This window comes from Vogesella indigofera (assembly GCF_003633895.1).
In the GTDB taxonomy this organism is placed as follows: Bacteria; Pseudomonadota; Gammaproteobacteria; order Burkholderiales; family Chromobacteriaceae; genus Vogesella; species Vogesella indigofera.
The window spans coordinates 299571-324823 of record NZ_RBID01000015.1; the positions used below are offsets into that span (position 1 = coordinate 299571).

General features: G+C 66.2%; 27 protein-coding genes. 8 read left to right on the forward strand and 19 right to left on the reverse strand.

What is annotated here, in order from left to right:
• Positions 1-96 precede the first annotated feature (96 nt).
• Genes C8E02_RS11370 through C8E02_RS11380 form a run of 3 tightly spaced genes read right to left on the reverse strand, consistent with a single transcriptional unit; the run spans position 97 to position 3216 of the window.
• On the reverse strand, positions 97-1428 hold the full coding sequence (locus C8E02_RS11370; RefSeq protein ID WP_120810859.1) for an aspartate aminotransferase family protein: 1332 nt from the start codon (positions 1426-1428) through the stop codon (positions 97-99).
• Complete coding sequence (locus C8E02_RS11375; RefSeq protein ID WP_120810860.1) at positions 1425-2483, reverse strand: phosphotransferase; 1059 nt, start codon at positions 2481-2483, stop codon at positions 1425-1427. Before C8E02_RS11375 ends, C8E02_RS11370 begins: the two co-directional genes overlap by 4 nt.
• Positions 2476-3216, reverse strand: coding sequence for an SDR family NAD(P)-dependent oxidoreductase (locus C8E02_RS11380; protein WP_211329227.1), 741 nt, complete (start codon positions 3214-3216; stop codon positions 2476-2478). The genes C8E02_RS11375 and C8E02_RS11380 overlap by 8 nt, the downstream gene beginning before the upstream one ends.
• A gap of 325 nt (positions 3217-3541) precedes the next feature.
• On the opposite strand from C8E02_RS11380, the gene C8E02_RS11385 reads away from it, so the two are divergent.
• The 3 genes from C8E02_RS11385 (at position 3542) to C8E02_RS11395 (ending at position 5885) form a co-directional block, all read left to right on the forward strand.
• Positions 3542-4222 (forward strand): GntR family transcriptional regulator, encoded by a 681-nt coding sequence (locus C8E02_RS11385; RefSeq protein WP_120810861.1) that lies wholly within the window; start codon positions 3542-3544, stop codon positions 4220-4222.
• A 423-nt stretch (positions 4223-4645) separates the two neighbouring features.
• A complete protein-coding gene (locus tag C8E02_RS11390; RefSeq protein ID WP_170152150.1) occupies positions 4646-5236 on the forward strand; it encodes a DUF4360 domain-containing protein in 591 nt (196 codons plus the stop codon).
• Between the two features lie 58 nt (positions 5237-5294).
• Positions 5295-5885, forward strand: a complete 591-nt coding sequence (locus C8E02_RS11395; protein ID WP_120810863.1) for a DUF4360 domain-containing protein — start codon at positions 5295-5297, stop codon at positions 5883-5885.
• Here C8E02_RS11395 and C8E02_RS11400 read toward each other — a convergent pair.
• The 9 genes from C8E02_RS11400 to C8E02_RS11435 all read right to left on the reverse strand — a co-directional run bounded on the left by C8E02_RS11400 (position 5866) and on the right by C8E02_RS11435 (position 13497).
• Complete coding sequence (locus C8E02_RS11400; RefSeq protein WP_120810864.1) at positions 5866-7101, reverse strand: benzoate/H(+) symporter BenE family transporter; 1236 nt, start codon at positions 7099-7101, stop codon at positions 5866-5868. The two genes, C8E02_RS11395 and C8E02_RS11400, sit on opposite strands and share 20 nt — an antisense overlap.
• Before the next feature lie 177 nt (positions 7102-7278).
• Complete coding sequence (gene benD / locus C8E02_RS11405) at positions 7279-8064, reverse strand: benzoate diol dehydrogenase BenD (RefSeq protein WP_120810865.1); 786 nt, start codon at positions 8062-8064, stop codon at positions 7279-7281.
• 4 nt (positions 8065-8068) lie between these two features.
• Positions 8069-9088 carry a benzoate 1,2-dioxygenase electron transfer component BenC gene (gene benC, locus C8E02_RS11410; protein WP_120810866.1) on the reverse strand — a complete coding sequence of 340 codons (1020 nt, stop codon included), beginning with the start codon at positions 9086-9088 and terminating at the stop codon, positions 8069-8071.
• A 21-nt stretch (positions 9089-9109) separates the two neighbouring features.
• Complete coding sequence (benB, locus tag C8E02_RS11415; RefSeq protein WP_120810867.1) at positions 9110-9601, reverse strand: benzoate 1,2-dioxygenase small subunit; 492 nt, start codon at positions 9599-9601, stop codon at positions 9110-9112.
• The gene (locus C8E02_RS17775) at positions 9598-10005 is read right to left on the reverse strand and encodes an SRPBCC family protein (RefSeq protein WP_342766776.1); all 408 of its coding nucleotides are present in this window, start codon (positions 10003-10005) and stop codon (positions 9598-9600) included. Before C8E02_RS17775 ends, benB begins: the two co-directional genes overlap by 4 nt.
• Before the next feature lie 15 nt (positions 10006-10020).
• Complete coding sequence (locus C8E02_RS17780) at positions 10021-10965, reverse strand: Rieske 2Fe-2S domain-containing protein (RefSeq protein ID WP_342766777.1); 945 nt, start codon at positions 10963-10965, stop codon at positions 10021-10023.
• A 75-nt stretch (positions 10966-11040) separates the two neighbouring features.
• Positions 11041-11961, reverse strand: a complete 921-nt coding sequence (gene catA, locus C8E02_RS11425; protein ID WP_120810868.1) for a catechol 1,2-dioxygenase — start codon at positions 11959-11961, stop codon at positions 11041-11043.
• A gap of 93 nt (positions 11962-12054) precedes the next feature.
• Positions 12055-12345, reverse strand: coding sequence for a muconolactone Delta-isomerase (gene catC, locus C8E02_RS11430; RefSeq protein WP_047965727.1), 291 nt, complete (start codon positions 12343-12345; stop codon positions 12055-12057).
• A 42-nt stretch (positions 12346-12387) separates the two neighbouring features.
• Complete coding sequence (locus C8E02_RS11435; protein WP_120810869.1) at positions 12388-13497, reverse strand: muconate/chloromuconate family cycloisomerase; 1110 nt, start codon at positions 13495-13497, stop codon at positions 12388-12390.
• A gap of 111 nt (positions 13498-13608) precedes the next feature.
• Between C8E02_RS11435 and C8E02_RS11440 the strand changes: the two genes are divergently transcribed.
• On the forward strand, positions 13609-14514 hold the full coding sequence (locus tag C8E02_RS11440; protein WP_120810946.1) for a LysR family transcriptional regulator: 906 nt from the start codon (positions 13609-13611) through the stop codon (positions 14512-14514).
• On the opposite strand, the gene C8E02_RS17745 is transcribed toward C8E02_RS11440, so the two are convergent.
• The 6 genes from C8E02_RS17745 to C8E02_RS11470 all read right to left on the reverse strand — a co-directional run bounded on the left by C8E02_RS17745 (position 14508) and on the right by C8E02_RS11470 (position 20802).
• A complete protein-coding gene (locus tag C8E02_RS17745) occupies positions 14508-15524 on the reverse strand; it encodes a methyl-accepting chemotaxis protein (RefSeq protein ID WP_170152151.1) in 1017 nt (338 codons plus the stop codon). The genes C8E02_RS11440 and C8E02_RS17745 overlap by 7 nt on opposite strands.
• A 142-nt stretch (positions 15525-15666) precedes the next feature.
• The gene (locus C8E02_RS11450; RefSeq protein WP_120810871.1) at positions 15667-17040 is read right to left on the reverse strand and encodes an MFS transporter; all 1374 of its coding nucleotides are present in this window, start codon (positions 17038-17040) and stop codon (positions 15667-15669) included.
• 317 nt (positions 17041-17357) lie between these two features.
• Positions 17358-18137: a 3-oxoadipate enol-lactonase gene (gene pcaD / locus C8E02_RS11455; RefSeq protein WP_120810947.1), complete on the reverse strand. Its 780-nt coding sequence runs from the start codon at positions 18135-18137 to the stop codon at positions 17358-17360.
• Between the two features lie 86 nt (positions 18138-18223).
• Positions 18224-19426 (reverse strand): 3-oxoadipyl-CoA thiolase, encoded by a 1203-nt coding sequence (pcaF, locus tag C8E02_RS11460; RefSeq protein ID WP_120810872.1) that lies wholly within the window; start codon positions 19424-19426, stop codon positions 18224-18226.
• A gap of 11 nt (positions 19427-19437) precedes the next feature.
• Positions 19438-20103, reverse strand: a complete 666-nt coding sequence (locus tag C8E02_RS11465; protein ID WP_120810873.1) for a 3-oxoacid CoA-transferase subunit B — start codon at positions 20101-20103, stop codon at positions 19438-19440.
• A 12-nt stretch (positions 20104-20115) separates the two neighbouring features.
• Entirely contained in the window at positions 20116-20802 is a 687-nt protein-coding gene (locus tag C8E02_RS11470) for a 3-oxoacid CoA-transferase subunit A (protein WP_120810874.1), read from the reverse strand.
• Between the two features lie 534 nt (positions 20803-21336).
• Between C8E02_RS11470 and C8E02_RS11475 the strand changes: the two genes are divergently transcribed.
• On the forward strand, positions 21337-22236 hold the full coding sequence (locus tag C8E02_RS11475) for a DMT family transporter (RefSeq protein ID WP_211329228.1): 900 nt from the start codon (positions 21337-21339) through the stop codon (positions 22234-22236).
• A gap of 37 nt (positions 22237-22273) precedes the next feature.
• Here C8E02_RS11475 and C8E02_RS11480 read toward each other — a convergent pair whose 3' ends face one another.
• On the reverse strand, positions 22274-23179 hold the full coding sequence (locus C8E02_RS11480) for a LysR family transcriptional regulator (protein WP_120810876.1): 906 nt from the start codon (positions 23177-23179) through the stop codon (positions 22274-22276).
• Between the two features lie 107 nt (positions 23180-23286).
• Between C8E02_RS11480 and C8E02_RS11485 the strand changes: the two genes are divergently transcribed.
• Genes C8E02_RS11485 through C8E02_RS11495 form a run of 3 tightly spaced genes read left to right on the forward strand, consistent with a single transcriptional unit; the run spans position 23287 to position 25252 of the window.
• Complete coding sequence (locus C8E02_RS11485; RefSeq protein ID WP_120810877.1) at positions 23287-23955, forward strand: RraA family protein; 669 nt, start codon at positions 23287-23289, stop codon at positions 23953-23955.
• Positions 23952-24614 carry an RraA family protein gene (locus C8E02_RS11490; protein ID WP_120810878.1) on the forward strand — a complete coding sequence of 221 codons (663 nt, stop codon included), beginning with the start codon at positions 23952-23954 and terminating at the stop codon, positions 24612-24614. Before C8E02_RS11485 ends, C8E02_RS11490 begins: the two co-directional genes overlap by 4 nt.
• A complete protein-coding gene (locus C8E02_RS11495; RefSeq protein WP_211329229.1) occupies positions 24611-25252 on the forward strand; it encodes an RraA family protein in 642 nt (213 codons plus the stop codon). The genes C8E02_RS11490 and C8E02_RS11495 overlap by 4 nt, the downstream gene beginning before the upstream one ends.
• Position 25253: the final 1 nt, after the last annotated feature.

Sequence of the window (25253 nt, forward strand, 5' to 3'; positions counted from 1 at the left end):
GGCTTTACAGTGCTGAAACCGTTGTCACCGCCGGACGGGACAGCCCGGCGGCATCCGCCGGCAATCCCGAAACACCCCGGCGCCGCGTCAGCCGCGCTACAGCCCGGCCAGCACCTCGTCCAGCGTGCCCAGCAGCTGGTCGGCGTTGGCGCGCGAGAACGGCAGCTGCGGCCGCAGCTTGAGGATATTGCCGGCCGGGCCGGTGGCGCTGATCAGGATGCGCCGCTCGCGCAGCGCGTTGACGATGCGGCCGGTTTCCGCCGTGGCCGCCGTCTTGCGCTGCCGGTCGCTCACCAGCTCCACCCCGAGGAAGAAACCGGCGCCGCGCACATCGCCGATCAGCTCATGCTTTGCGGCCAACCTGTCGAAGCCGGCCTTGAGATAGGCGCCGGTGTCACGCGCGTTCTGCTGCAAACCCTCGTCGCGGATGATGTCCAGCACCGCCATGCCGGCGGCACACGACACCGGGTTGCCGCCGAAGGTATTGAAGTAGCGCACCTGACGACCGAAGGCGTCGATGATCTCCGGCCGTGCCGCCAGCCCGGCAATCGGGTGGCCGTTACCCATCGGCTTGCCCATGGTGACGATGTCCGGGGTGACGCCGTGGCGCTGGAAGCCCCAGAAATGGCTGCCGCTGCGGGCAAAGCCGGCCTGCACTTCGTCGGCGATGAACAGCCCGCCGGCGGCGCGGATGGCGTCCACCGCACCGGCGAGAAAACCTGCCGGCTCGGCAAACACGCCGTCGCTGGTAAACAGCGTGTCCACCAGCAGCGCCGCCGGCTGGATGCCGTGCCGCTGCAGGTCGGCGATGGCCTGCTCGACATGGCGGGTAAAGCGTGCCCCGACATCCTCGTCCGGGTAGCGGTAGGCGTCGGGCGCCGGCACGGTGCGCACGTGCACGCCCAGCGGCACGTTGTGGCCGAAGGCCGGCGAGCACGCCGCCACGCTGCTGGTGACGCCGTGATAGGCATGGCTGGTGACGATCACGCCGGTACCGCCGCTGTAGTTGGCCGCCAGCCGCAGCGCCAGATCGTTGGCCTCGCTGCCGGTACAGGTGAACATTGCCTGGCTGGTGGCTGCCGGCAGCGTCGCCAGCAGCCGCTCGGCGTAGTCGAGAATGACGTCGTTGAGGTAACGGGTGTGGGTGTTCAGCGTCGCCGCCTGGCGGGCGATGGCGTCCACCACCCGCGGGTGGCTGTGCCCGACCGAGGCGACGTTGTTGTACACGTCGAGATAGGCGTTGCCGTCCGGGTCGTACAGCCATACGCCCTCGCCGCGCACCACGTGCAGCGGCTGTTCATAGAACAGCCGGTAGGCCTGGCCCAGCACCTGCTGCCGGCGCTGGATCAGCGCCTGCTCGCGCGCCGGCAGGCTGCCAGCGGTGGCCGGGTCGAAGGCATTGGCCATGCGTTGGTCCTTGCTGCTCATGCTTGTCCTTTCATGCCGCACACCTGCAGCAAAAATGCCTGCGCCTGTTCGCGGCCGATGGCTTGCAGCCGTTGCAGGCCGTCCCAGCTCAGGCCGTTGTTGCGCAGGATGTAGGTCTTGTTTTCCGGGTAGCGGCTGGCGCGCCAGCCGGTGATGGTCACCGTCATGCACAGCCGGGTGAGGATCAGCTCGTACAGCAGCAACACTTCTTCGCGCCGCAGCGGGCATAGCTGGTGATAGCCGGCGATCAGCTCGGCGGCGGTATCCAGCGGATTGGCATTGCCGGACAGCTGGTAGGAACAGGCCACCGCCAGCTCGCCCACCAGCGGCGCCTGCACCATGTCGCCAAAGTCGATCAGCCCGCTGGTGGTGATCTGATCCTGCGGATCGACCAGCACGTTGTAGGGGTTGAGGTCGTTGTGGATCACCTGCCGGCGCAGGCCGGCCAGCGCCGGCTGGATCTCGCGCCGGAAATGGGCGACGAATGCCGCCAGCGTGTCGGTCTGCGGCCCCGGCGGCAGCTCGGCCAGCAGCGGCTGCAGCCGCTCGCTATGCTGGATGTCCCACAGCAACGCGTGGTCGGCGGACGGATGGGCAAAATCGCTGAGCGCCAGATCCAGCCGCGCCAGAGTCTGTCCCAGATGGCGGCGCTGGGCGGCGCTGCGCGTGATCTGGTGCAAAGGTTGGCCGCCAAGGTAGCTGAGCAGGCGCAGCACCCGCTGCGTGCCGTCCGGCAGGGTAATCGCCGCATACGGCTCGCCATCCAGCCGCGGGATGACGCGCGGAATCGGCAGCGCCGGGTCGCGGCTGGCGGCATGCAGCAGCGCGCGGGTCTGGAAATCGGTGACGCCGCGCGCCTCGGCCGGGTGCGTCAGCTTCAGCACGTACTGCCGGCCGTCGTCGCCACGGATGTGGAAGTTCTGGTCGCGCTCGCTGTTAAGCACGCTGGCGCGGCCACGCAGGCCGTAGTGCTGCCACAGCAGCGCGCTGGCGGCATCCTCCGAGGTGGCGCTGCCCATGGTGGAAAACAGCTGGTCGATGGCGCTGTCAGACATGCTGGCCTCCGTTGATGTGGATTTCCGAGCCGTTGATATACGAGGAACGGTTGGAGCACAGGAAGTAGATCGCCTCCGCCACCTCGTGCGGCGTGCCCAGCCGCTGCATCGGCACGTCGTGTTCGACGATTTTGGCGGTGTCCGGCGACAGGATGGCGGTGTCGATCTCGCCGGGGGCGATGGCATTGGCGCGGATGCCGTGCGGCGCGAATTCGTGCGCCAGCTCGCGGGTCAGCGCCGCCAAACCAGCCTTGGACGCGGCGTAGGCGACGCCGGCAAACGGGTGCACCCGCGAGCCAGCAATGGAGGTGACGTTGACGATGCTGCCCTGCCCTTTTTTCAGCTCTGGAAACAGCCCCCGCGCCAGCAGCGCGGTGGACACCAGGTTGACGTTCAGCACCCGGCCCCAGGTGTCCATGTCGCTGTCCAGAATGCCCAGCCGCGCGCCGTGCGGCCCCTTGGGCGAGATGCCGGCATTGTTCACCAGCGCGTGCAGCTCGCCACCCGGCAGCCGGCTGCGCACCTCGGCCACCAGCGCATCAAGGCAGGACAGGTCGGCCAGATCGGCCTGCACATGACTGGCGCGCGCCGACGGCCAGCGGCAATCCTCGGAAAACGGCTGCCGCGACACGGTAAAGATGTGCCAGTTGTGCTCCTGGAACAGCTTGACGGTGGCGTGGCCGATGCCGCGGCTGGCCCCCGTCAACAGCATGTAACGCTTTTTATCCGGCATGGCAGACTCCTGGTTGCGGTGGTGGCGGCCGTTGCGGCGGGCCGGTGCTAATCCCAGCCGCGCGGCGCTGGCGGGCGTGCCGTGACATCACGACATCAAATTTATGATGCATCATATTTGTTGCATTTTTCAATTGCAAGCGCGGCACCGCCAGCGCCGTGCCGCGTGATTGCCGCTGCCCCCAAGCACTGCCGCACGGGACTTGCCGACCCTGCGGCCAACCTTGCCGCACCACGCGCGAGCTACCCTTCTGTTTATTTGATGCATCATATATGCAGGTGCCGATGCTAGAATCAGCCAACTCAATCTTGCGGCACGCCCCACCATGACCGACGCGCTGGACACGCTGGAACACGACAACCTCGGTAGCACCGTCTACCACCTGCTGTGCAATGCCCTGATCCAGGGCAAGCTCAAGCCGGGCGAGCGGCTGAAGATCCGCGAGCTGGCGGCGCGGCTGGGCACCAGCGTCACCCCGGTGCGCGATGCCATCCTGCGGCTGGTGCAGGAACAGGCGCTGGCGATGAAATCGGCGCGCGACATCCGCGTGCCGCACATGACGGTGGAACGCTATCTGGAGATCCGCGCCATCCGCATCAAGCTGGAAGGGTTGGCCGCAGAAATGGCGGCGCAAAATGCCGACGCCGAGCAGATCGTGCAGCTGGAAGAACTGGTGCGGCAGAACGAACAGGCGATTGCCGACGGCGACACCGCCCGCGGCTGCGACCTGAACCAGCGCTTTCACTTCGCGCTGGTCGACATCGCCGGCATGCCCTTCCTGCAGGGCATCCTGTACCGCATCTGGCTGCAGATGGGGCCGCTGATTGCCGACGTCTACGGTGACGGCGGCGACGACATGCTCGACTTCCACTACCCGGTGCTGGCCGCCATCCGCGCCCATGACGGCCCGGCCGCCGCCCGCGCCATCAGCGACGACATCCTGTGCGGCGGGCAGGTGATCCTGCAGCATCTGCAAGCCGCCACGGTGGCGCCACCGGCGGTGTAAGCCCCGGCGCGGCCCCAACCCGGGCCGCCACCCACGCCCCCCCAAACGGGGCGCCGCTGTCACGCAGTGCGCCCCCGGCCACAATCCCTGCCCCAAACCGCCCCGCCGGCAGCGCCCGCGGCCCAGGCCATCCCCCATCCCCTACGCTGCGGCGACGGCACGCTTGGTACCGCTGCCGGCAACTGCCCGAGTATGTGCGTCAGCAGACAGACGCCAACAGCACGGCGCCACAAGCTGCAACTAGCCAAGCCAGCCTGAACCCAGGCGCCAACGCCGACCATGGCAGTACGCGCGGGAGCAACGCGGCAAACGGCGATAAGGCCCGCGACGGCAATCAGGCGTGACGCACCGCGTTCCGCGCCAAGAGCCGCACCGGTCATGCCGTCTTGCGCAAGCAGGACTCGTCATACGAGGAGATGCAACATGAAAAAAATCATTCTGTTAATGACCGCCCTGCTGCTCGGCACGGCGGCTTACGCCGACGATATTGCGCTGGGCGAGCCAGGCTACGGCGGAACCGGCTGTCCGGCCGGCACCGTCGATGTCACCCTGAGTCCGGATGCCAAATCCTTGAGTCTGTTATTCGACGAATACCAGGTCAGCGTCGGTGGAAGCAGCGGTAAAAGCTTTGACCGCAAGAGCTGCAACATCGCCATCCCCGTGCACGTGCCGCAAGGACTGAGCGTGTCGATCCTGAAAATCGACTTCCGTGGCTTTAATCACCTGCCGCAGTCGGCGACCTCGCAGTTCAACGTCGAGTACTTCTTCGCCGGCAGCAGAGGCCCGGCCTTCCAGCGGCGATTTCGCGGTCCCATTGATGAAGACTATCTGATCAGCAACACGTTGACTGCCGAGTCGATCATCTGGTCGCGCTGTGGCGAGGACGTCAACCTGCGCACCAATTCGAGCATGCGCGTGAACACGGTTTCCAACAGGGAAGCCATGGCGTCGATCGATTCCGAAGACGTCAATGCCTCGATCATCTACCACCTGCAGTGGCGCAATTGCCGCTGAGCCCATCGCGGGCGGTGCCTGGCAGCAGGCGCCGCCCGGTTCATGAAAGGAAACGACCATGACCTGGCTGCTGCGTAGTCTTCTCGCCTGCGCCGGGCTGCTGTGCCTGCCGGCACAGGCCCAGGAAAGCAACGGTTGCCCTGCGGGCAGCTACTCCGTCATCAGTTCGCCCGATGGCACCACCCTGAGCATCTTGTTTGACCAGTTCACCGTCGCCAACAACGCGAATGCCGTGAGCGGCGCGCAACGCAAAGTCTGCCGCATTACGTCCCCGCTCAATTTACCGGCCGGTTATTCCATCGGTGTCTACAGGGTCGACTACCGCGGCTTTGCCAAACTGGCGGCGAAACAGGAAACCGCACTCGACGTGCAATACTTCCTGGGGCCACGCGACAACGCACACGGCCGCGTTTTCAAACGCAAGATCAAAGGCCCGCATGAAAACGACTACCTGTTTACGGAAAACATCGGCGCCGGACAAATGAAACGGGTCGGCTGCGGCGCGGCGGCGATGCTTGATGTCAGCATCACGCTAAGCCTCGATGGCGAGCTGCGGCGCGGCGCGGCCATGGCGTCGCTGGACACCACCGACGCCGCCCCGGGCGCGGCCCTGGTCTACCATCTCAATCTCAAGCCGTGCCCGTCTTGACGCGAGCGCTGGCCTCCGGCTTGCGCAGCACATAGCTGGCGATGCTGCCGATCAGCACGCCCCAAAACGCGGCGCCCAGTCCGGCGTAGCTCATGCCGGAGGCGGTCGCCAGGAAGGTGATCATGGCCGCCTCGCGCTGCTCCTCGTCCTGCAGCACCGCCAGCAGGTTGGCCGTGATCGCGCCGATCAGCGCCACCCCGGCCAGTATGGCGACCAGCGCCTTGGACAGCGCCGCGAACAGCAGCACGATCGCCCCCGAGAACAGCCCGCCCAGCAGATAGAACACGCCATTGGCAATCCCCGCCACATAGCGCTTGCCCGGGTCTTCGTGCGCGTCCTTGCCGGTACACAGCGCCGCGGTGATCGCCGCCACCACGATGGTCACCCCGCCAAAACAGGCGACCAGCAGCGAGGCCACGCTGGTGACCAGCAGGATAGGCCGCGCCGCAATGGTATAGCCGGCACCGCGCAGAATGGCCATCCCCGGCAGGAACTGCCCGGTGAGGCTGACGATGACCAGCGGGATGGCCAGGCTCAGCGTCGCCGCGATGCTCCACTGCGGCGCAATGAACTGCGGCCGCGTCAGGCTGAAGCTCGCCTCGCCGCCATGCAGCGTCCCCGTCGCCAGCGACAGCAGCACGCCGACCAGCAACACCAGCACGATGCAGTAGCGCGGCAACAGGCGGCGGAACAGCAGGTAGGCCAGCACCATGCTGACGCCCAGCAGTGGCGCCGCCGCCGCCGACTTGAACGCCTGCACCCCGAACTGGAACAGGATGCCCGCCATCATCCCCGCCGCGATGCCGCGGGGAATCCGCGCCATGATGCGGTCGAAGTAGCCGGAACAGCCGATCAGGAAGAGGATCAGCGCCGCGGTGAGGTAGGCGCCCACCACCTGCGGCAGCGGCAGCGCCGGGAACAGCGTCACCAGCAGCGCGGTGCCGGGTGCCGACCAGGCGGTGATCACCGGCACCTTGGTTGTCCAGCTCAGCAAGATGCCGGACAGCGCGGCGCCGATCGAAATCGCCCACACCCACGACGCCACCATGTCGTGGCTGAAGTGGCCGACCTCCGCCGCATGGAAAAAGATCGCCAGCGGCCCGGCATAGGACACCAGCACCGCCAGGAAGCCGGCACTGACCGCCGACAGCGACCAGTCCCGCCGCAGGCGTGCCAGCGCGCCGTCGCCGCCGGTCTTGCCTTGTTCAGACCCCATCTTCGCTCCTTCCATATTCACACCCTGCACCATAAGCACACGGCGGCGCTCGCAGCAGCAGTCATCCTCCCCCGCCCGCGCTTGCGGCCAACCTTGCCGGCAAAAAAAGGCGCGCCCTTCGCCGTGGGAACGGCCAAAGACGCGCAGCAAGGAAAGGGGAACTCGAAAAAACAATAACTAGCCCTGATCGCCACCACCGACCGGCAACACCGTGCCGGTGATGTAGGAGGACTCCTCCGACGCCAGGAACAGGATCGCGGCTACCTGCTCCGCGATCGTGCCGTAACGGTGCATCAGGCTGGAGGCGATGGTCTGGTCGACGATGCCCTGGTACCAGCCGGCCTCTTGCGCGCTCATCGCCGACGCGTTGCGCGGCACCTTGCGCGGCGGCGCCTCGGTGCCGCCGGTGGCCACCGCATTGACGCGGATACCATCCTCGGCGTGCTCGAAGGCGAGGCTGGCGGTCAGCGCGTTGACGCCGCCCTTGGCCGCCGAGTACGGAATGCGGTAGATGCCGCGGGTGGCGATGGAGGACACGTTCACGATCACCCCCTGCCGGCGTGCGATCATCGGCGGCAGCACCGCGCGGCAGCACCACAGTGTCGGGAACAGCGAGCGGCGGATCTCGGCCTCGATCTGGGTCTCGTCGTACTCCTGGTACGGCTTGGCCCAGATGGTGCCGCCGACGTTGTTGACCAGCACGTCGATGCGGCCGAACTCGTCCAGCGCCGCCGTCACCGCCTGCTGCGCGCCGGCGTAGGTTTCCAGATCGGCACTGACCACGATGGCGCGGCCGCCGTCGGCCTTGATCTCGCCGGCCACCTCGTGCACGTAGTCGGAGCGGTCGACCAGCACCAGCGCGGCGCCCTCCTGTGCCGCCGCGATGGCGACGCCGCGGCCGATGCCCTGCGCCGCCCCGGTCACCATGATTACTTTTTCGTCAAAACGTTGTTGCTGTCGCATCGCGTCACGCCTCGCTGCTGGCCGAGAATTTCTCGTAGTAGAAGTTGGCCGGGCTAATGCCCGAGTCGGCCAGCCACTGGCGCACCGCATCGACCATCGCCACCGGGCCGCACAGGTAGATGTCGACGTCGCCGCCATTCAGCCACGCCGGGTCGATGTGACCGGTGACGTAACCCTTGCGCGGATGCTCGCTGTCGGCAGATGCCACGCAGCTGCGGTACTCGAACTGCGGCAGGCGGACATGGGCGGCCTCCAGCTGTTCCAGCGCCACCAGGTCGACATCGTTGGTGACGCCGAACACCATGCGCAGCGGCTGCGGGCTGCCGGATTCGGCCAGCACCGCCAGCATCGACAGGAAGGGTGCGATGCCGGTGCCGCCGGCGAGGAACAGCACCGGACGCACCACTTCGCGCAGATAGAAGCTGCCGTACGGGCCGCTGAAACTGATGCGCTGGCCGGGGCGGGCGTCATGGCTCAGGAAGTGGCTCATGCGGCCGCCCGGCACATTGCGCACCACGAAGGCCGCCTGCGCGGCACCCGGCGGCGAGCTGAAGGAGTAGGCACGCGACAGCTCGCTGCCGGGGATGTTGACCTTCACGTACTGGCCGGGCAGGAAACCAAGGTTGGCCGCAGCATCCAGTTCGATGGCGAAGCCGATGGTGGAATCGGACAGGGTCTCCACCGCCGCCAGCGTGCCGTCAAAGGTGGTGACGCCGGTCTTGCACGCCTGTGACGAGGCCGGGATCCGGATCACGCAATCGGATTTCGGCCGCGTCTGGCAGGCGAGGATATAACCCTGGCCGGCTTCTTCCGCGGTCAGCGCGTCGTCGATGTAGCTGGACGGCGGCAGCTCGTAGCTGCCGGACTCGCACAGGCCGCGACAGGTGCCGCAGGCGCCGTCACGACAATCCAGCGGGATGTTGATCTTCTGGCGATAGGCGGCATCGGATAGCGTCTCGTTGTCGTTGCAGCTGATGAAACGGGTGACGCTATCCTCAAACTGAAGTGCAATCTGATAACTCATGGTGTATTCCTGCCTGGCGGATCAGATGTGGTAGATGTCGATTACCTGGTGGATGTAATCGTTCTTCAGCACCACATACTTGTTGCGGATTTTCGGACTGTCCCCGGCAAAATCGATCACGTAGCGCGCCATGCCGAAGTGGCTGTAATCGGTCTTGTAACGGTGGCTCAGCGTGTGCCAGTTGAAGCGCACCGTGACCTGCGCGCCGTCCTGCGCCACCAGCTCGACATTGCTGATGTTGTGGCTGGTGCGGGTGTCCGGCATGGTGGCGCTGGAGCGCTCGGTCTTGATGCGGAACACGCGGTCTTCCAGCCCCTGGCGACTCGGGTAGTAGATCAACGAGATTTCGCGCTGCGGATCGGAGACCAGGGTGTCGTCGTCATCCCACGACGGCATCCAGAACTCGGCGTCGGGGTGGTAGCACGCCAGCCAGTCGTCCCACTGCTCGTCGTCGAGCAGGCGGCTTTCGCGGTAGAGAAAGGCGCGAATCTGCTCCATGTTCACGGTGCTCATGCCTGACCCCCTTCCGCGGCAACGGCTTTCTTCATCACGTCCAGCCAGTAGCGGTGCTGCACCGTGTACAGGCCCTCGTCCTCGGTCTTGACCCCGCTGAGCACCGGCTTCAGGCCGATCTTGCGGGCGGCGTCGTCGGCACCTTCCACCCAGTGCGTCGAACCGCGGCACATGTCGTTCCATTCCACCGCACGGCCGGCATAACCTTGCTGGCAGGCGCGGAATTCTTCCAGGTCGTCCGGCGTCGCCATGCCGCTGGCGTTGAAGAAGTCCTCGTACTGGCGGATGCGGCGGGCGCGCGCATCGGCCGGTTCGCCCTTGGGCGCGATGCAGTAGATGGTCACTTCGGACTTGCCCACCGACAGCGGCCGCACCACGCGGATCTGCGAGCCGAACTGGTCCATCAGGTACACGTTGGGTTACAGGCACAGGTTGCGCGAGTTGCGCACCATCCAGTCGGCCATTTCCGGGCCGAGCTTGTCGGCGTATTCGTCGCGGCGCGCGAAGTTCGGGCGGTCTTCCGGGTTCGCCCACTGCGTCCACAGCAGCATGTGACCGTGCTCGAAGGCGTAGAAGCCACCGCCCTGCTTGCCCCACTTGCCGGCATCCATCGCTCGGGTGTTGTCTTCGCGCGCGTTCTGTTCCTTGCGGTGGCTGGTGGTGGCGGCGTAGTTCCAGTGCACGGCCGAGACGTGGTAGCCGTCGGCGCCGTTTTCGGCGGTCAGCTTCCAGTTACCGTCAAAGGTGTAGGTCGACGAGCCGCGCAGCACTTCCAGCCCGTCCGGCGACTGCTCGACGATCATGTCGATGATCTTGGTGGCCTCGCCGAGGTAGTCCTGCAGCGGCTTGACCTCCGCATTGAGGCTGCCGAACAGGAAGCCGCGGTAGTTCTCGAAGCGCGCCACCTTCTTCAGGTCGTGCGAGCCTTCCTTGTTGAAGCAGTCCGGATAGCCGGCGTCTTCCGGATCCTTCACCTTCAGCAGCTTGCCGCTGTTGTTGAAGGTCCAGCCGTGGAACGGGCAGGTATAGGTCGCCTTGTTGCCGCGCTTGTGGCGGCACAGCGTCGCGCCGCGGTGGGTACAGGCGTTGACGAAGGCGTTCAGCTCACCCTGGCGGTTGCGCGCGATGAAGATCGGCTGGCGCCCCATATTGGTGGTGTAGTAGTCGTTGTTGTTCGGGATCTGGCTCTCGTGCGCGAGATAGATCCAGTTGCCTTCGAAGATGTGCTTCATCTCGAGTTCGAACAGCGCTTCGTCGGTGAACACGCTGCGGTGCAGGCGGTAGTCACCGGTCTGCGGGTTCTCGATCAGGTAGTCGTCCAGCTGCCGCAGCTTCGGCGTGGCATCGGGATGGATGGGGATCATTTCCGTACTCCTCGGTCTGGTCAGACGGATCACGCCTGGCGTGATCCGTCCCTGTGGCTTGATGCCCGGTATCGATCAGGCGCTGGCGCGCTGGCGCTCGACGATGCTGCTCGGTACGACGGCCGTCTCACCGTAGAGGTGGAAATCGAAATCGATGGCGGCGAACGGCTTGTTCAGCTGTTTCTGGTCCAGCTCGGCCGGATCGCTGATGCGGGTCACCGACGGCACCAGTCCTTCGCGACTGGCAAAGGCGAAGTCGTCCCAGCAGTACTCGTCACCCTCGATGTTGATCTGGGTGGTCAGCTTGCGATGATCGGCCGCCGACACGAAGAAGTGGATGTGCGCGGGGCGACGGCCGTGGCGGCCCAGCTGCGTCAGCAGGCGCTGGGTGGTGCCTTCCGGCGGACAGCCGTAGCCCATCGGCACGATGCTGCGGAACTGGTAACGACCCTGCTCATCGGTGATGATGGTGCGACGCAGGTTGAAGTGGGACTGGCTCTTGTCGAAGAAGGAGTAGTTGCCCATCAGGTTGGCGTGCCACACCTCCACCTGCGCCCCCGGCAGCGGCTTGCCGTCGGCACCGTAGACGGTGCCCTGCATGAACAGCACTTCACCCTGCTCGGACTCGGTGCCATCGTCCAGACGGGCAAAACCGGTGCTCTTCGGCGCGCCGGCCACGTACAGCGGGCCTTCGATGGTGCGCGGCGTGCCGCCGTTCAGGCCGGCGCGGGCCTCGGCCTCATCCTGGCGAATGTCGATGAAACGCTCCAGGCCGATACCTGGGGCCAGCAGGCCCAGCTCGTGGGTGGCACCGGCTTCGGCAAAGTACTCCAGGCCTTTCCAGATTTCGCTCGGGGTGAGGTCCAGGTCCTCGATCGCCTTGAACAGGTCGCTGGTCAGGCGCACGACCACTTGCTGGACCCGTGGATTCACGTCGCCGGTAGCGGTATCGACGATGAAGCTTTTTACCAGGGCATCGATTTCTGCGTGATTCATGTCTAAGACTCCTCTGTAGTGCTGTTGTGTTGTGACTCGGGGGTTGCGGTTGACGCGGGTTTACGGCTCAGGCCTTCTGCGGGCCTTGTTCATTCAACGGTCGTCGTCATGCACCGAAGACGGATGACGACACAGGGGCATGACCTGGATGGTCATGTACGGAAACAGTGGCAGCGTGGACAGCAGCTGATGCAGCTCCTCGACATCCGCCACGTCAAAAATGCTGACGTTCGAGTACTGGCCGGCGATGCGCCACAGATGGCGCCAGGTGCCGCTGCGCTGCAGCGCCTGCGCCTTGTCCTTCTCGACTTGCTTCAGGTTGGCCGCAACGCTGTCGGCCATGTCGTGAGGCAACTTGACGTCCATTCGTACGTGAAACAGCATGATTTGCTCCTCTTCTGATTCGGGATAAGGTCAGCGACGGCGTTACTGGCGGCGCAGGCGGGCCAGCTTGTCGCGGTCGATGGTGATGCCCAGCCCCGGCCCGCTCGGCACCTGCAGCATGAAGTCCCGGTACTGCAGCGGCTCGCACAGGATTTCCTCGGTCAGCAGCAGCGGCCCGAACAGCTCGGTGCCGTGGCTGAGCGAGGCAAAGGTGGAAAACAGGTGCGCCGAGGCGGCGGTGCCGACGGCACCTTCCAGCATGGTGCCGCCGTACAGGCCGATGCCCGCCAGCTGCGCCAGCTCGCCAACCAGTCGCGCCGGCAGCAGGCCGCCGGACTGCGCGATCTTGACCGCGAACACATCGGCGCCGGCCGACGCGGCCAGCTCAAAGGCGCTCTGCGGGCCGTGCAGGGCCTCGTCGGCCATCAGCGGCACGCTGAAACGGCTGGCCAGCCGCGCCAGCGACGCACGCTGCTCGGCGCGCACCGGCTGCTCGATCAGGTCGATGCCGCCAGCCTCCAGTGCCGCGATGCCGGACACCGCGTCCAGCTCGCTCCACGCCTGGTTGACGTCGACGCGCACGCTGACCTCGTCACCGAGCGCCTTCTTGATCGCCAGCACGTGCGCCACATCGTCCTGCACGCTGCGCAGGCCGATCTTCAGCTTGAAGATGCGGTGCCGACGCTGCGCCAGCATCTGCTCGGCCTCGGCAATGTCGCGGGCGGTATCGCCGCTGGCCAGCGTCCATGCCACCGGCAAGGCGTCGCGCACCCGGCCGCCGAGCAACTCGCTCAGCGGCATGCCCAGCCGCTTGGCCTGCGCATCCAGCAGCGCGGTTTCGATCGCGCATTTGGCAAAGCGGTTGCCCTGGATCGTCTTGCGGATGCGGACCATCACCAGCGCCACCTTGGTCGCGTCCATGCCGACAATCTGCGGCGCGATATGGGTGTCGATATTGGCCTTGATGCTTTCCGGGCTTTCCTCGCCGTAGCTCAGGCCACCGATGGTGGTCGCCTCCCCCCAACCCTCGATGCCGTCATCGCAAAGGACGCGGATCAGGACCAGCGTTTGAGTGCTCATCGTGGCCACCGACAGCTTGTGAGGGCGTATGGTGGGCACGTCTGCGAGTATGGTTTCTATTGAGCGGATCATGTTTTTTCGGTATAGAATTCGTGTTGGAAATTTCAAAATCAACAATACACGGCTAAAATTTCCGCGACCAACACTGATTTAGTATGTTTTTTATACCCTGGAGGTATGAAGATGGATTTGCGCCATTTGCGCTATTTTGTGGTGGTCGCGGAGGAGGGAAACATCACCCGCGCCGCCGAACGCCTGCATATCGCGCAGCCGCCGCTGAGCCGGCAGATACAGCAGCTGGAAGAGGAGCTGGGGGTGCCCTTGCTGGTGCGCGGCTCGCGGCCGCTGACGCTGACCGAGGCCGGCCAGTTCTTCTATGCCCATGCCCGCCAGCTGCTGTCGCAGAGCCGCGAGCTGGAGGCGATGACGCGCCGTATCGGCACCATCGAGCGCAAGCTGTCGATCGGTTTTGTCGGCTCCACCCTGTACGGCATGCTGCCCAAGGTGATCCGCCGCTTTCGCAGCGAACAGAACACCACCGAGCTGACGCTGCACGAGATGACCTCGATGGAGCAGATCAGCGCGCTGAAGGAAGGCAAGATCGACGTCGGCTTCGGCCGCATCCGCCACGAAGATCCCAATGTGCGCCGCATCGTGCTGCGCGAGGAACGGCTGGTCGCGGCGCTACCGTCGGGCCATGCGCTAACCGACAGGCCGGTGATCAGCCTGCTGGATCTCGTCGACGACACGCTGATCGTGTTTCCGAAGGCACCGCGGCCGAGCTTTGCCGACCAGATACTGGCCTCGTTCCACGACCGCGGCCTGGAGCCGAAAAAGATCTACGAGGCCCGCGAACTGCAGGTCGCCATCGGCCTGGTGGCCGCCGGCGAAGGCGTCGCCATCGTGCCCGCCAGCGTGCAGGGGCTGAAGCGCGAGGACGTGTGCTACCTGCCGCTGCAGGACCACAACATGGTCTCCCCCATCATCCTCAGCACCCGGCTGCTGGATGAGTCGCGCGAGATCAAGCTGCTGATCGAGATGATCATCCGCATCTACGAAGAAGAGAAAATCGACTACATCCGCTACTGAGTCACGGCGCCGGCCGGCGTGACCGCGGCCTGTGCCGGCGACAGGCGGTCGCGCAGCCGCACCGACGACTGCTGCCACGCCTGCACCCCACCCTGCAGCGCCTCACCCAGGCGGCGCTGCTGCTGCAAGGAGGCGATGATGCCCTGCACGATCTCGACCCGCAGCGCCGCGTCGCGGATGAGCTGCTGCATCGCCGCCTGCGCCTCGTCGGCGAGGCTGCGCCCGGCCTGGGCATGGCCGCGCGCCAGCGCCACGCCGTCTTCGGCCGCCCCCGCCGCCTGACTGAGGTTGCCGGCGATGTTGCCGATCTCGTCGCTGGCCGCGGCGGCGCGCTCGGACAGGCGGCGCACCTCGTCCGCCACCACGGCAAAACCGCGCCCGTACTCGCCGGCGCGCGCCGCCTCGATCGCCGCGTTCAGCGCCAGCAGATTGGTCTGCTTGGCAATGTCCTGGATGCTGTCCACGATGCGGCCGATGCGCTGCGACTGCGCCGACAATTGCTGAAACACCTCGGCACTATGTTCGGTGTGCGCCGCCAGCGCATCGATCTGCTGCGTCGCCTCGGCCAGCGCCCGCGCGCTGCCGGCGACCAGGCTGCCGGACGAGCTGGCCACGCTGCTCGCCCGCGCCATGTCGTGCCAGGACTGTTCTTGCAGCGCGGACAGCTGCGCCGCATCGTCGGCCAGCTTGCCGGCCGCGTCGTCCGGCAGTACAACCGGTGGCGGCGGTGCGGAACGATCGGGCGCGACGGCAGGCGGCGGCGCCTCCGTCCGGAAGCGCAGCGCCGGCAAGGTCAGCGCTACCGGCGGTACTGCCGCCTCGGCCGCCTGCTGCTGCCGTTCAGCGCGCTGTTGCCAGCAACCCTGCAGCCATTGCGCCAGCGCCAGTGCGCCGGCCAGCAGCAGCGCGCCGCGCGCGATGCCATCCCCGACCCAGAACTGCGCCCCCACGCACAGCAGCAACTGCAGTGCCGGCCAGACGCGCAGATAAGTCGCGCTCCATCTTTCCATCGTGATCCCTCCCTTGCCTGTCGATTGCGAAGCCGCGGCGGCGGGCGCCAGCCGGGAATGCCACACGCTCGCGGCCAACGTTGGCCGCGAGCGCGTGGCAAGCATCCAGCCGGCGGCGATTCGCGCCACCCGCGGCGATGACTCAGCTGGCGGAACGCGCCAGCGCCCCGGCGGCAGCCGCCGCCGGCCGCGCCATCTTGAGCGACAGCAGCCACAGTGCCAGCATCGCCAGCGCCGCCGGGATCGCCAGCAGCACCACGATCTGGCTGAACGGCAGCTTCATCGACAGCAGCACGCCGCCCAGCAACGCCCCGGCGATACCGCCAAAGCGGCCGATGCCCAGCATCCACGCCATGCCGGTGGCGCGCGCGGCGGTCGGATAGATCGGCGCCGCCAGTGCCGGCAGCGACGCCTGGGCACCGGTCACCATCACCCCGGCCAGGAAGATCAGCACCGCAAACACGGCCACGTTCTCCATGCTCTGCCCGACCGCGATCAGCAGCAGCGCCGCCAGCACGTAGACAACACTCAGCACCCGCCCCGGATTGAACTTGTCCATCAGCACCCCGCTCACCAGGGTGCCGATGCCGCCGCCCAGCGGGAAGATCGCGGTCAGCAATGCCGCTTTTTCGATGGAGAAACCGGCATCTTTCATCATCAGCGGCATCCAGCTGGTCAGCAGGTAGAAAATCAGCAGCCCCATGAAGTAGGTGATCCACAGCATCAGCGTGCCCAGCACATAGGAGCGCGACAGGATCAGGCGCAGCGAGGAGTCGCCGGACTTGGCCGGTGCTTCGGCCAGCACGAAGCGCTCGACATGGCCCAGATCGCAGCGGCAGATGCGCTCCAGCACCGCACGGATGCGGGGCAGCGGATAGCCGCGCGCGGTCATGTAGGACACCGACTCCGGCAGCGAGCGGATCAGGAACGGCAACAGCAGCAGGGGCAGCACACCGCCGAGGATGAAGATGCCCTGCCAGCCGTAATGCGGAATCAGCCACGCCGCCACGAAACCGCCCGCCGCCGCCCCCAGCGGAAAGCCGACATAGACGGTATTGATCACCAACGAGCGGCAGCGCGCCGGCGCCAGCTCCGCCATCAGCGTCACCGCATTGGGCATCGCCGCGCCGAGACCCAGCCCGGTCAGGAAGCGGATCAGGGCCAGGCTGGGGATGTCATAGGCCAGCGCGGTCAGCAGGCTGAACAGCGCAAAAAACACGGTCGCCACGATCAGCGTCACCTTGCGGCCAAAGCGGTCGGCACAGGGGCCGGCGGCCAGCGCGCCAAACGCCAGCCCGAACAGCGCGGCGCTCAACGCCGGCGCCAGTGCGGAACGCTCGATGCCCCACTCGGCCACCAGCAGCGGTGCGATATAGCCGACGGCGGCGGTATCCAGCCCGTCCAGTGCGAGGATGGAAAAACAGAAAAACAAAACCAGCTTCTGATAGCCGGACAATCCCTGCTCGTTGATCAATGTCTGCACATTGACCGTTTTCTTGATACGTTCCTGACTCATGACTCTCTCCGCGTGTAATGACACCAGACTGACGTGGCCGGAAAATCTCTTGCCGGATTTCTCCGCCACTTGAATAACCGGCACACCAAAGCGGTGCCCGATATAGGAAATCATGCTGCGGTCAAATAAAAACGGCGTCTAATACTGATTTAGTATCCGATAATACTCGCGCAGTATTCACGCTAACGCGGCCGCCAATAAAACAAAATGAAAACAATAGACGTGTTTATTCGCCACTTTTATTTGAACAAATAAAAATGGCGAATAAACACGGAACGGTTAACGGGCGGGGGGACCGGCCGGCCGCCGGCTCAGGGTCAGGCGTTCAGGAAGCGCAGCAGTACGTTGTTGAACGCCGCGGCGGCCTCGATGGAGGACAGGTGCGAGGCCAGCAGGTCGACGCGCTGCGCACCCACGATCTGGCCGGCGATGAAGTCGGCATCAGCCGGCGTCGTGACTGGGTCTTGCAGGCCGGCCACCACCAGCGTCGGCAGCGTGATGCCGGCGATGGCGGCGCCCAGGTCGGCCGTCGCCAGCGCATCGCAACAGGCGGCGTAACCCGCCGCGTCACACTCCGCCAGCTGCCGCAGCAGGCCGGCCACCGCCGTCGCCTCGGCGGCGATATAGTCGGCGGTGAACCAGCGTGCAGCGGCGCCGGCGGCGACCTCGGCCATGCCGCTCTGCCGCACCAGCGCCGCGCGGCTGTCCCACGCCTGCTGACTGCCGATGCGCGCCGCGGTATTGCACAACACCAGCTTGTGCAGGCGCTGCGGCGCGTGCACGCCCAGCCACTGCCCGGTCAGGCCGCCCATCGAGATGCCGCAAAAATGCACGCGCTCGATATCCAGCGCGTCCAGCAGCGCCAGCACGTCCCCGCCCAGCTGCGCGATGTCGCAAGGGCCGCTGCCCAGCGTGGAGCCGCCGTGGCCACGGGTATCGTAGCGCAGCAGGCGGAAATGCTGGCCCAGCGCCGCCAGCTGCGGCTGCCACATGTCCAGGGTGGTGCCCAGCGAGTTGGACAGCAGCAGTACCGGTGCGCCGGCCGCGCCGTCGAGGCGGTAGTGCAGGCGCCGGCCGTCAAGATCGAGATAAGGCAAGATGATGCTCCGGATAGCGGCCCCGCCGGGCTGCGGCCAACCCTGGTGCCCCAAGGTTGGCCGCAATAGCGGGCGGGGCCGGTGGATTAAACGCGTTCGATGATCAGCGCGATGCCCTGCCCCACGCCGATGCACATGGTGCACAGCGCGTAACGGCCGCCGCTGCGCGCCAGCTGATAGGCGGCGGTGGTCACCAGCCGTGCGCCGGAGGCGCCCAGCGGGTGGCCGATGGCGATGGCACCGCCGTTGGGGTTGACGCGCACGTCGTCGTCGGCGAGGCCGAGGTCACGCGTGACCGCCAGCGCCTGCGCGGCGAAAGCCTCGTTCAGCTCGATCAGGTCGATCTGGTCCAGGCGCAGCCCGGCCAGCGCCAGCACCTTGCGCACCGCCGGCGCCGGGCCGAAGCCCATGATGCGCGGTGCCACACCGGCGGTCGCCATCGCCACGATGCGCGCGCGCGGGGTCAGCCCGTAGCGCGCTGCCGTCGCGGCATTGGCCAGCAGCAGCGCGCAGGCGCCGTCGTTGACGCCGGAGGCATTGCCGGCGGTCACCGAGCCATCGGCGCGCACCACGCCCTTGAGCCGGGCCAGCGCGTCCAGCGTGGTGGCGCGCGGATGCTCGTCCTTGGCGAAGACGACCGGATCGCCCTTCTTCTGCGCGATGCTGACCGCGATCAGCTCGTCGGCGAAGCGACCGCACTCGTGGGCGGCGGCGTAGCGCTGCTGGCTGCGCAGCGCGAAGGCGTCCTGGTCGGCACGGCTGATGTTGAAATCGGTGGCCACGTTCTCGGCGGTTTCCGGCATCGAATCGACGCCGTACTGCGCCTTCATCAGCGGGTTGACCAGCCGCCAGCCTATGGTGGTGTCCTCGAGCTTCATATTGCGCGAGAAGGCGCTATCGGCCTTGCCCATCACGAACGGCGCGCGGCTCATGCTCTCCACGCCGCCGGCGATCAGCAGCCCGGTCTCGCCACTCTTGATCGCGCGCGCGGCGATGCCGATGGCGTCGAGGCTGGAGCCGCACAGGCGGTTGACGGTGGTGCCCGCCACTTCCGGCGGCAGGCCGGCCAGCAAGCTGGACATGCGTGCCACGTTGCGGTTGTCTTCGCCGGCCTGGTTGGCGCAGCCGTAGATCACGTCGTCGATGGCGCCCCAATCGACGCCGGGGTTGCGCGCCATCAGCGCCTTGAGCGGCAAGGCGCCCAGGTCGTCGGCGCGCATGCCGGACAGGGTGCCGCCGTAGCGGCCGAACGGGGTGCGGATGGCATCACAGATGTAGGCATGTTCCATGGTCATCCCCTTTACGCGGTCACGGTGGTGGCGGCCGCTGCGGCCAACGTTAGCGGCACCGGCGTCAGGCGCTGCAGCTCGGCGAAGTCGAGGCCGTCGACCATTTCGCGCACCAGCAGGCCGTGCGCGGTGATGTCGATCACCGCCAGATCGGTGTAGATGCGGTCGACACAGCCGATGCCGGTCACCGGGTAGCTGCAGTGCGGCACGATCTTGCATTCGCCGTTCTTGCTCAGGTGCTCCATCATCACGAACACCTGCTTGGCGCCGATGGCCAGGTCCATCGCCCCGCCCACCGCCGGAATCGCGTCCGCGGCGCCGGTGTGCCAGTTGGCCAGATCGCCGCCGGCCGACACCTGGAAGGCGCCCAGCACGCAGATGTCGAGATGGCCGCCGCGCATCATGGCGAAGGAATCACCGTGATGGAAAAAGGCGCCGCCTTGCAGCAGCGTCACCGGCTCCTTGCCGGCATTCATCAGCTCCGGGTCTTCCATGCCCGGCGCCGGCGCCGGCCCCATCCCGAGCAGGCCGTTCTCGCTGTGCAGGAAAATCTCGCGGTCGGCGGGCAGGTAGTTGGCCACCTTGGTCGGCAGGCCGATGCCGAGGTTGACGTAGGCCCCTTCCGGAATGTCCTGCGCCACGCGCTCGGCCATCTGGTTACGGTTCAGTCTGTTCATGCGCTTGCTCCCTCAGGCGACGCGCGCCTGGGCGAGGCCCGGCACTGCCACGACGCGTTGTACAAAAATGCCGGGGGTGACGATGGACTCCGGGTCCAGCACGCCCAGCGGCACCACCTCGCCGACTTGGGCGATGGTCACGGTCGCGGCGGCGGCCATGATCGGGCCGAAGTTGCGCGCCGCCTTGCGGTACACCAGGTTGCCCCAGCGGTCGCCACGGAAGGCCTTGATCAGCGCGAAGTCGGCGCGGATCGGGTACTCCAGCACATAGTGCTTACCGTCGATCTCGCGCGTTTCCTTGCCCTCGGCCAGCAGGGTGCCGTAGCCGGTCGGCGTGTAGATGGCGCCAAGGCCGGCGCCGGCCGCCTGGATGCGCGCCGCCAGATTGCCCTGCGGCACCAGCTCCAGCTCGATCTCGCCGGCGTGGTACAGCGCATCGAACACCTGGGAATCCGCCTGCCGCGGGAAGGAACAGATGATCTTCTTCACCCGCCGCGCCTTGAGCAGCGCCGCGAGGCCGATCTCGCCGTTGCCGGCATTGTTGTTGACGATGGTGAGGTCGCGGGCGCCGTGGGCGATCAGCGCGTCGATCAGCTCGGCCGGCTGGCCGGCGATGCCGAAGCCGCCGATCATCACCGTGGCCCCGTCGAAGATGCCGGCCACGGCCTCTTCAAGGGAAGATACAGTCTTGTCTATCATGCTCTCTCTCGCGTCATCCGCTGCGGGATGCAGATGTGTCGTGTGTCCGTCGCAAGCCGACGAACCGGTTGGTATGGATGGAGGGTGTGCCCCCTCCTGACGGTTGAACCTAGGTTCAAAAGCAAATTACCAACAATTCCATACCCGCGAGGTATTTAATAAATACCCTGGCAATATTGAAAAATCACCCGACAGCGAATTGATAAAGCATGACATAAAAAAACCAAACCTAATAAAAAATCAACCCACCAATTAAATTGCATCATCAAATATTAATTTAATGAGCCTGTTAATCATTGGCATACTGTGTTTTTTCTTGCCCAATAAAAAAGCTGCTTCCATTCTGGAAGCAGCCTGTTGACGTTAACCGGTAATGTTCCAGCCCACGGTCAATGACCCTCAAGGCCGGTTACTGCCGCAGCGCGGGCGGCACCGCCTGATCTGTTCCGCCTATCACAAGCTTAGGCAAAAGGTATTTCACAGCGCCGGCGTCAGCAACGAGCATGGGGGCTGACCGCTTTCGAGATCGCACCAGTGAGAAATATCCTGAGCAAGCCCGACCGGCTGGGGGTGATGTTTGCCTTTCTGGCCGCCTTCGGCTTTTCCTTCAAGGCCATTTTCGTCAAGCTTTCCTACGCCACCGCGCCGGTGGATGCCGTCACCCTGCTGACGCTGAGAATGGTGTTTTGCCTGCCCTTTGTCATGGTGGCCTGTGTGCCGGTGTTGCGGGGCATGCCGCGGCTGTCGCGGCGCGATGTCGGCATGCTGCTGTTGCTGGGCGGCATCGGCTATTACGGCTCCAGCATGCTCGATTTCTATGGCCTGCAGTACATCTCGGCCGGGCTGGAACGGCTGATCCTGTTCACCTACCCCACCCTCACCATCCTGATCGGCGTGCTGTTCCTGGGCAAACCCGCGGAGCGCAGCATCATGCTGGCCGCGATGCTGTCCTATGCCGGGATTGCGATTGCCTTCGTGCATGACGCCAGCCAGAGCAATGATGTGCACAGCGTGGCGCTCGGCGCCGGTTTTGTGTTTGGCTGCGCGGTGCTGTACGCGCTGTACAGTGCCGGCTCGGAGGTGGCCATCAAGCGGCTGGGGGCGATGCGCTTTTCGCTGCTGTCCATCCTGGTGGCAACCGCGGCCGTGGCACTGCACTTTCTGCTCAGCCGGCCGTGGCAGCAGTTGCTGCTGCCGGCGCCGGTCTATGGCTACAGCCTGGGCATGGCCCTGTTTTCCACCATCCTGCCCATCGTCTGGCAGTCGCTGGCGATCCGCCATATTGGCGCCGCCCGCGCGGTGCTGATCGGCATGCTGGGGCCGGTGCTGACGATCTTTTTTGGCTGGTGGCTGCTGCACGAGGCGGTGTCGCTGTCGCAGCTGGCCGGCACGGTGCTGGTGATTAGCGGGGTGCTGCTGGCCAGCCGCCGCTGAGCGTTCGCCGTTCAGGGTTGGCCGCAAGCGCAGCACCTCAGCCGTTGGCCGCGCGGTAGCTGTGCACCGTCTCCAGCACCGCGGCAAGCAGGTGGTTCTGCCGCTGCGTGTTCCACGCCATGGCAGTGGTGACCACGTGCAACTCGTCCGCCAGCGGCCGGATCACCACGCTGGCCGGCGCCATGCCCTGCACCGACGCCGGCACCAGCGCCACCCCCTGATTGCAGCCGACAAAGGCGATCTGCGACGTTACCGAGCGCACCTCGTGCAGGATGCGCGGTGAAAAGCCGCTGCTGTGGCAGGCCGCGGTCAGCCGGTCGAACGAGATCGGGCTAACCTTGCGCGCGAACATGATGAAATCCTCGCCGGCCAGATCGTGCAGCGCCAGCTGCGCCTGGCCGCACAGCGGGTGCGTCGCCGGCAGCGCCACCGCCAGCCGGTCCGCGCGTAGCGGCAGCGCGCTGATGTGCTCGCCCAGATCGCCTTCCAGCCGCGCAAACGCCAGGTCGATGTCGCCGCTGAGCAGCGCCGGCAGCGCCTCGTAGCTGTCGATTTCCTTTACCGCCACCGTCAGCCCCGGGTGCTGCTGCTTGATCTGTTCGATCAGGCCCGGCAGCACGTCCAGAATCGCCGAGGTGATCGCGCCGATGGTGATGGTGCCGATCTGCCCGGCGGCCGCCTCGCGTACCGCCAGCTCCAGGCTTTCCAGCTGCTCGGCGAATTTCTTCATCGCCGGCAGGATCGCCTGCCCCACCGCCGTCAGCTGCGCGCCACGGCGCGAACGCTCGAACAGCTTCACCTTCAGTGCCTGCTCCAGGATCTGGATCTGCTCGGTCAGCGGCGGTTGCGACATGCCGAGGCGCTTGGCGGCACGGCCGAAGTGCTGTTCCTCGGCCACGGCCAGGAACAGCCACAGGTGGCGGATGAGACGAAAGTTGATCATGATTTTTGATAGGTTTGGCGTATGTAAACGTTACAAATTTCGGAATTTACCTATCGAACTGTAGGGCGGAAAGTAGCGGCACACAAGCCCCACAACAGGAGAGTCCGATGAGCCAGCCTTCTTTACTCGCGCGTTTGCAGCAGCAGGACAGCAACACGCTGTCCGACGCGCTCGATTTCCTCAATCTGCCCGGCGCCACCTATGGCCTGCGCCCGCTGTGGGACTGCCCCAAGCTGGTTGGCCGCGCCAGCACCGTGCAACTGGGCCGCAAGACCGATGCGGTGCCGACGGTGCACCTGATCTCGCCGGTGATCGCCGCCATCGACAGCACTGAGCGCGTGCTGGTGATCGCCGGCGGCGTGGATGGCATTTCCTGCTGGGGCGACATCCTGGCCAATGCCGCGCAGGTGAAGGGTGTGCGCGGCACGGTGATCGACGGCCTCAGCCGCGACATCGACGGCAGCGCCGACATCGGCTACCCGCTGTATGGCCGCGGCGTCACCATGATCAGTGCGCGCAATCGTGTGATCCAGCTGTCGTCCGGCCAGCCGGTGAACATGGCCGGCGTACAAGTAGCGGAAGGCGACTACGTGCTGGCCGACCGCTGCGGCACGGTGTTTGTGCCGGCGGCACATATCGAAGAAGTGCTGAACCTGGCCGAGCGCATCGCACGGCGCCAGCACGGCATGGTGGCGGCGGTGCGCAGCGGCCGTTCGGTGACTGAGGTGATGCACGACCGGCAATTCGACGCCATCCAGCAGGAGGCCGCCAAATGAACGCAGCAGATCGTGAACTGGTGGCCCTGTTCGCCGGGCTGGATACCGCCGGCGTGTCCGATGCCATGGACAAGCTGGGCTTGCCGGGGCAGTGCCTGGGCATCATGCCGCTGGACAACTACCGCCAGGTGGTGGTGGGGCCGGCGTTTACCGTCAAGTATGTGTCGGCCAGCAGCCCGGCCGGCAGCGTCGGCGATTTCATCGACGATGTCGCCGCCGGCGACGTGGTGGTGATCGACAACGACGGCCGCAGCGACTGCACGGTGTGGGGCGACATCATGACCCAGTACGCCGGGCTGCGGCAGATCGCTGGCACCGTGATCGACGGCGTGTGCCGCGACGTCAACAAGGCGCTGGGCGAAGGCTATCCGCTGTTCACTCGTGGCCGCTTCATGCGCACCGGCAAGGACCGGGTGCAAGTGGAAGCGGTGGGCGGCACGGTGTCGATCGGCAGCGCCCGCGTCGCCGCCCGCGACATCGTGGTGGCCGACGCCAACGGCGTGGTGGTGGTGCCGCGCGAGCGCGCCGCCGAGGTGGCGGCACTGGCGCAGCAGATCGAGACGGTGGAAGCCGCGATCCGCCAGCAGCTGGCGCAGGGCAGCACCCTGACCGCCGCGCGCGCCGCACTGGGTTACCACACACTGCAAAGGAAAGCATGATGAACACCGCTGAACACAAGCCAACGTTGGCCGCACGCTGTGCCGTGCTGGGCAGCGCCACGCTGTACGAGGCCTGCGGCCAACCTTGCGCGGTAGACCCGCAGATTCGCAGCCTGTGGCCCGGCGCCTTCATCGCCGCGCCGGCCTACCCGCTGGTCTGCTCCCCCGGCGACAACCTGTCCATCCACATCGCGCTGGAGCGCGCACCGCGCGGCAGCGTGCTGGTGGTGGACACCGGCGACTTCATCGCCGGCTACTGGGGCGAGGTGCTGACCGTCGCCGCCGAGGCCGCCGGCATCGTCGGGCTGGTGATCAACGGCGGCGTGCGCGATGTCGCCGCCATCGGCAAGCGCCGCTTTCCGGTGTTTGCCCGCGGCGTGTCGGTGCGCGGCACGGTGAAGGCCAGCGCACCGGCCATCGGCCTGCCGATGATTTTTGGCGGCGTACCGGTGGCCGCCGGCGATCTGGTGGTGGCCGACGATGACGGCGTGATCATAGTGCCCGCCGCCGCGGTGGCCGGCACGCTGCAGGCCGGCGAAGCGCGCGCCACCAAGGAAAGCGTGATGATGCGCCAGCTGAGCCAGGGCGCGACCACCCTGCAGCTGATGGGGCTGGACCACTGGCGCGAGAGGGCATGAC